This is a genomic window from Burkholderia sp. Ac-20384 (assembly GCF_017104605.1).
In the GTDB taxonomy this organism is placed as follows: Bacteria; Pseudomonadota; Gammaproteobacteria; order Burkholderiales; family Burkholderiaceae; genus Burkholderia; species Burkholderia lata.
This window is the reverse complement of record NZ_JAAGPE010000459.1, coordinates 1-5,149: the sequence shown is the minus strand read 5'-3', so window position 1 is coordinate 5,149 and position 5,149 is coordinate 1. Positions and strand designations below refer to the sequence as shown.

General features: G+C 67.5%; 7 protein-coding genes and 1 pseudogene. 4 read left to right on the top strand and 4 right to left on the bottom strand.

Translation table 11 applies throughout. The features are described 5' to 3' along the window. A pseudogene (locus G3O00_RS39705) lies at positions 1–181 on the top strand (cation-efflux pump); the annotation flags it as partial. A gap of 48 nt (positions 182–229) precedes the next feature. On the opposite strand, the gene G3O00_RS39700 reads toward G3O00_RS39705, so the two are convergent. The 3 genes from G3O00_RS39700 to G3O00_RS39690 form a co-directional block, all read right to left on the bottom strand. Further along, on the bottom strand, positions 230–700 hold the full coding sequence (locus G3O00_RS39700; protein ID WP_006477376.1) for an Lrp/AsnC family transcriptional regulator: 471 nt from the start codon (positions 698–700) through the stop codon (positions 230–232). Positions 701–779: 79 nt separating this feature from the next. Next, positions 780–1,439 carry an exonuclease gene (locus tag G3O00_RS39695; protein WP_011350622.1) on the bottom strand — a complete coding sequence of 220 codons (660 nt, stop codon included), beginning with the start codon at positions 1,437–1,439 and terminating at the stop codon, positions 780–782. Beyond that, positions 1,436–2,080: an MBL fold metallo-hydrolase gene (locus G3O00_RS39690; protein ID WP_043185095.1), complete on the bottom strand. Its 645-nt coding sequence runs from the start codon at positions 2,078–2,080 to the stop codon at positions 1,436–1,438. The genes G3O00_RS39695 and G3O00_RS39690 overlap by 4 nt, the downstream gene beginning before the upstream one ends. Before the next feature lie 656 nt (positions 2,081–2,736). On the opposite strand from G3O00_RS39690, the gene G3O00_RS39685 reads away from it, so the two are divergent. Further along, positions 2,737–3,345 carry a septal ring lytic transglycosylase RlpA family protein gene (locus tag G3O00_RS39685; protein ID WP_041492997.1) on the top strand — a complete coding sequence of 203 codons (609 nt, stop codon included), beginning with the start codon at positions 2,737–2,739 and terminating at the stop codon, positions 3,343–3,345. 108 nt (positions 3,346–3,453) lie between these two features. Here the strand turns inward: G3O00_RS39685 and rsmI are convergent, their stop codons facing one another. Then, a complete protein-coding gene (gene rsmI, locus G3O00_RS39680; RefSeq protein ID WP_011350625.1) occupies positions 3,454–4,335 on the bottom strand; it encodes a 16S rRNA (cytidine(1402)-2'-O)-methyltransferase in 882 nt (293 codons plus the stop codon). 46 nt (positions 4,336–4,381) lie between these two features. Between rsmI and G3O00_RS39675 the strand changes: the two genes are divergently transcribed. Then, positions 4,382–4,810: a YraN family protein gene (locus tag G3O00_RS39675; protein WP_041492719.1), complete on the top strand. Its 429-nt coding sequence runs from the start codon at positions 4,382–4,384 to the stop codon at positions 4,808–4,810. Positions 4,811–4,936: 126 nt separating this feature from the next. Further along, a partial coding sequence (locus G3O00_RS39670) for an SIS domain-containing protein (protein WP_206146254.1) occupies positions 4,937–5,149 on the top strand: 213 nt, incomplete at its 3' end.

Below are 5,149 nucleotides of genomic sequence, written 5' to 3'. Positions count from 1 at the left end.
GCATGCGGCGGCCATCAACCTGCATTACCTGAGTACGGGGCTCGAGATCGACGTGACGCTTGACTGCGATCCGCACGACACCGACGCGGCGCTGGCCGGCCGGCTCGACGCCGATGCGTTGAAGCGCGAGTTCGGCGCGCGCCGGATCGGCTTCACGCGCACGATGCCCGCGCAGACGTGACCGGTCGCGGGCACGCGTGGCGGCGGGCCGCCGGCGCGTGCCCGCGCGTTACAGCGGCAGTTGCGTATCGAACTTGATTTCGCGCAGCACGACGCTCGTGCGCACCTGCGACACGGCGGGGATCTTGAAGATGCGTTCGTGCAGGAACACGTCGTAGGCCTTGATGTCCGGCGCGACGATCTTGAGGATGTAATCGGCTTCGCCGGTCGTGCTGTAGCACTCGGTGACTTCCGGGCAGGTCGCGATCTCGCGCTCGAACTGCTCGACGCCACCTTCGTTGTGGCGGGTCAGGTGCACATGCGCGAGCGCGCAGACGTGCAGGCCGAGCTTCTCTCGATCGAGCAGCGCCGTGTAGCGCTGGATCACGCCCGACTGTTCCATGTCCTTGATGCGGCGCCAGCACGGCGTGCTCGACAGGCCGACCTGGTCCGAGATTTCCTGGACCGAGCGGCGCGCGTCGAGCTGCAACAGGCGAAGGATTTTTTGCGAAAAGGAATCGAGCGTCACCTGCGCCTCCATGCGGCAACTACAACACGCTGAATGTTAGAGGGCCGGGAAAGGAAAGGCAATCTGGCGTCGCGTTGTTGAGCGAGATTCGCTAATTTGCTCGCGGATCCGTGGGAATTTGTCCCGCGCCTGCGTCGTCCGACCGATCGGTGTCCGACACCGCGAGCCCCGCGAGCGCGGCCTGCTGGCGGCGCAGGTCGGCGAGCATGTTGCAGAACAGCGCGCCTTGCTCGATTGCGTCATCCAGCGCGACGTGCGTGTGCGGATGGTCGTCGAACCAGTGCTTCGGAAAACGCGGCTTGATCGCCTTGCGGTACGGCAGGCCGGTTATCGCGAACGCGAGCGTCTTGATGTCGAGCGCCGACCACGAGAACGGGCAGCGCCCGGCGAAGCGCATCATGTACCAGAACATGAACGTGAAATCGAAGCCGGCCGGCATCGCGACGAATACCGGCTTGCCGGGCAGCGCCTCGACCCAGTCGACGTACGCGACCAGCGCCGCTTCGGGCGCCTGCAGATCCTTTCGGCACGCGGCCCATGCTTCGGGCTCGGTCTTCCACCACGCTTCCTGCACCGGGTGCGCCTGCGCGCCCGGCAGCGTTTCGAGGTTGGCCGAGAACGTCGCGATCAGCTGCTTGTCCTCGGTGTAGGCCGCCGACGCGAAGCTCAGCATCGAGTGCGGGCCGGGAATCGGGCCGTCGGCCTCGACGTCGGTGCTGACGTAGATTTCCGGGATGGCGGTCTGGTTCATCCGAATACCTTGTCGGACACGAACGGGTTCGTGCGGCGCTCGTCGCCGAACGTCGACACCGGGCCGTGGCCCGGTACGAACGTCACGTCGTCGCCGAGCGGCCACAGCTTCTCCTTGATCGACCGGACGAGATCCTCGTGATTGCCGCGCGGGAAATCGGTACGGCCGATCGAGCCGGCGAACAGCACGTCGCCGACGATCGCGACGCGATGCGCGCGGCTGAAGAACACGACGTGGCCGGGCGTGTGGCCCGGGCAGTGATAGACCTCGAGCGTCTCGTCGCCGAACTGCACGGTGTCGCCGTCGTTCAGCCAGTGATCCGGCTCGAAGGTCTCGGCGGCCGGAAAGCCGAAGCGTTCGCTTTGCATCGGCAGCTTCTCGATCCAGAAGCGCTCTTCTTCCTGCGGCCCCTCGATCGGTACGCCGTAATGCGTCGCGAGCGTCTTCGCGCCCGCGCAGTGATCGATGTGCCCGTGCGTGAGCAGCACCTTCTCGACCTGCACGTTCTGCCGCGCGACTTCCTGTTCGATCCGGTCGAGATCGCCGCCCGGATCGACGACGGCGGCGCGGCCCGTTTTCTCGCAGACGAGCAGCGAGCAGTTCTGCTGGAACGGCGTGACCGGAATGAGCGTGACTTTCATGGAGGCACCGGCGGCTAAAAGGAGCGATTGTACCGGTCGCGCGTGCTGCCTGCCGGTCGCCCGACGCGCGTCGCGGTGCATGCGTCCGGGCATTCCCGGAGCATGTCGATTGTTACGGCCATAGTGAGAATCAATGGTCCGCAGGGGGTGCTTTTCGGGTTGACCTTTTGGTTTATGTATAATGCGCCCCATTGCGCGTGAATTTCACGCCATTCGCTGGTGTTTCGGCCCCGTTAAAAAGGGGCGTCGGAGGCACCGTCAAGCATCAGCCGCCGGGGAGTCCGGCGGTGTATCCAGCACCGAGCTTTCGGTGCTCACGTCTTGTCCGGCCGGGTGCTGCGCGCCCGCCTGCGGCCCTGCTGCCGCGCCGCCGGATGAGGCCTGTGCCGCCGTTCCTGTGAGTCGGTCGTTTCGACGCGCGCGAACGTGAAGCCATGTTCGATGGCGGCATGTGGGGTCTGGTCAGGCTGTTGGGGACAGGTTGCGCCAGACGTGAAAACTAATCAGGACGGTTGCGGCCTAGACGAAGGCCGCGCCCATGCAAGCCGCCTGCTCGTATCCGAGCGGGGCGTGCACGCATTTGCCGTCCGGGCCGCATATCTGCGCTGTGAATCGGCGTGATGAAGGAGCGGCCCGAACCAGAAGGCGACACGTCGATGAATTTACGTTTTCCGAGTCGATTCGGGACCATTGCATTGTTTTTTGCGCTGACGGGCTGTGCGGTGCCACCCAGCCAGACCACCGGTAGCGCGAACCAGAAGAACGCCGTCGACAAGACGGCCGCCGCCGCGAAGGCGGATAGCGACAAGCAGCTGAATTTTGATTCCGCGCTGGCGTCGATGCCGGCTGCCGACAGCAAGGACGCGAAGAAGTCGTCGCTGGCGGATGCCGAGCCGATCGACGGCAAGGATGTATCCGATTTCCGCCAGACGGGCCGCGCCTCGTGGTACGGGCGGGATTTCCACGGCCGCCGCACCGCGAACGGCGAGCGTTTCAACATGAACGCGCTCACCGCCGCGCACCGCACGCTGCCGCTGTCGTCGTACATCAAGGTGACGAACGCGTCGACCGGCAAGTGGGTCGTCGTGAAGGTCAACGATCGCGGGCCGTACAAGCGCGGCCGCGTGCTCGACCTGTCGTATGCGGCCGCGAAGCTGATCGGCCTCGTGCACGCCGGCACCGGCCGCGTGAAGATCGAAGGGCTGTCGCCGCAGGAAGCGCGCGAGGCACGCGACGAAATGTTCGCGTCGATCTCGGCGAAGTAACGCAGCGGATCGACCGCTCATGCAAAAGGGCTGCCCGAGGGCAGCCCTTTGTCTTTCCTGCACCGCGCGATGGCGGCGCCGGTTTCCCGGTGCCGGCCCGCTCGCGTGTCAGTTCTCATCCTTCAGCACAAGCGCTCGCGCATACAGCGTGTTGCGCGACGCGCCCGTCAGCGCGGCCGCGAGCTTGGCCGCGCTCTTCACCGGCACCTCTTCCAGCAGCAGCTTGAGCAGCGCATCGTGCGCGGTGTCGTCGGCTTCGCCGCTCGTCGCCGGTGCGCCTTCGACCACCAGCACGAACTCGCCGCGCTGCCGGTTCGCATCGCCGGCGAGCCAGGTCTGTCCTTCGGCCAGGGTGCCCTGGAACAGCTGCTCGTGTAGCTTGGTGAGCTCGCGCGCGATCAGCAGCCGGCGCGCGGGGCCGAACGCTTCCGCGAGCGCGGCGACGGTTTCGGCGATCCGGTGCGGTGCCTCGTAGAACACCAGTGCATACGGGTGCGATACCAGCGCCTGCAGCGCGGTCGCGCGCTGCTTGGTCTTCGGCGGCAGGAAGCCCGCGAACGTGAACGCGCCGGCCCAGTCGCCGGCCACGCTCAGCGCGGTCACCGCCGCGCTCGCGCCCGGCAGCGGGATCACCGCGAAGCCGGCGGCGCGCACTGCATCGACGAGCCGCGCGCCGGGGTCCGAGATGCCGGGCGTGCCGGCGTCCGATACGTACGCCACGCGTTCGCCGCCGCGCAGCAGTTCGATCACGCGTTGCGCGGCTTCGCGTTCGTTGTGCTCGTGCACGGCGACGAGCGGTTTCGAGATCCCGTAGCGGGCGAGCAGCTGGCCCGTGTTGCGGGTGTCTTCGGCCGCGATGCGGTCGGCGAGGCCGAGTACGTGCAGCGCGCGCAGCGTAATGTCGGCGGTGTTGCCGATCGGCGTGGCGACCACGTAGAGGGCGGCGTCCGGGTAGTGCTGCGTGTGCGCGAGTTCGAGGAGGGCAGTCATGGCAGGCAATGCGCGCAATCGCGGCGCAAGCGGAACAAGGACGGCATTGTGCCACGCGGCGCCGGCCCGGCCGGGCGACGGGCGCGGTTTGCCGCGTGCGGGCGACAACTTTTCCGGTGCGGCGCGATCCAAACCGGTCGGCGCGGCGTTCGAGCAGCGTGCGCGGCAGTTTCTAGAGCGCCGCGGCCTCGTGTTCGTCGCGGCGAACGTGACGATGCGCGGCGGCGAGCTTGATCTCGTGATGCGCGAGCCCGACGGCATGCTCGTGTTCGTCGAGGTGCGCGCGCGGCGCAGCGCCCGGCATGGCGGCGCGGCCGCGAGCGTGGGCTGGCGCAAGCGGCGGCGCCTGGTGGCGGCCGCGCTGCAGTTCTGGGCGCGGCACGGTGCCGGTGCCGCGTGCCGCTTCGACGTCGTCGCGTTCGAGGCCGGGCAGCTCGCGTGGCTGCGCGACGCATTTCGTGCCGACGATGCGTAGCCGCGAGCTGTGACGAGATGTAAAGAGTTCGTGCCGGACCCCCGGAGAGGGTGCCGGAGTACGGTAAACTCGCCGCACCCACGATGTCGCGCGATGCGTGCCACGCGCCCAGTTCACCAGGAATCGATGTCAGTCGAACGTATTCAGCAACATTTCCGCGACAGCGCCGCGCTTCACGCCGAAGCGGCCGACGCGCTGTCGCTGCCGATCGCAGCCGCGGTCGACGCGATGTTCGCCGCGCTGGCGAACGGCAACAAGATCGTCGCGTGCGGTGACGGCCCGTCGGCCGCCGCCGCGCACTACCTCGCCGTGTCGCTCGTCGGCGGCTTCGAGCGCGAG

Excerpts from the sequence above, each read along its gene's own strand:
- G3O00_RS39690 (WP_043185095.1), bottom strand. The coding sequence starts at position 2,080 with ATGAAAGTCACGCTCATTCCGGTCACGCCGTTCCAGCAGAACTGCTCG.
- rsmI (WP_011350625.1), bottom strand. The coding sequence starts at position 4,335 with ATGACTGCCCTCCTCGAACTCGCGCACACGCAGCACTACCCGGACGCC.
- G3O00_RS39700 (WP_006477376.1), bottom strand. The coding sequence starts at position 700 with ATGGAGGCGCAGGTGACGCTCGATTCCTTTTCGCAAAAAATCCTTCGC.
- G3O00_RS39685 (WP_041492997.1), top strand. The coding sequence starts at position 2,737 with ATGAATTTACGTTTTCCGAGTCGATTCGGGACCATTGCATTGTTTTTT.
- G3O00_RS39695 (WP_011350622.1), bottom strand. The coding sequence starts at position 1,439 with ATGAACCAGACCGCCATCCCGGAAATCTACGTCAGCACCGACGTCGAG.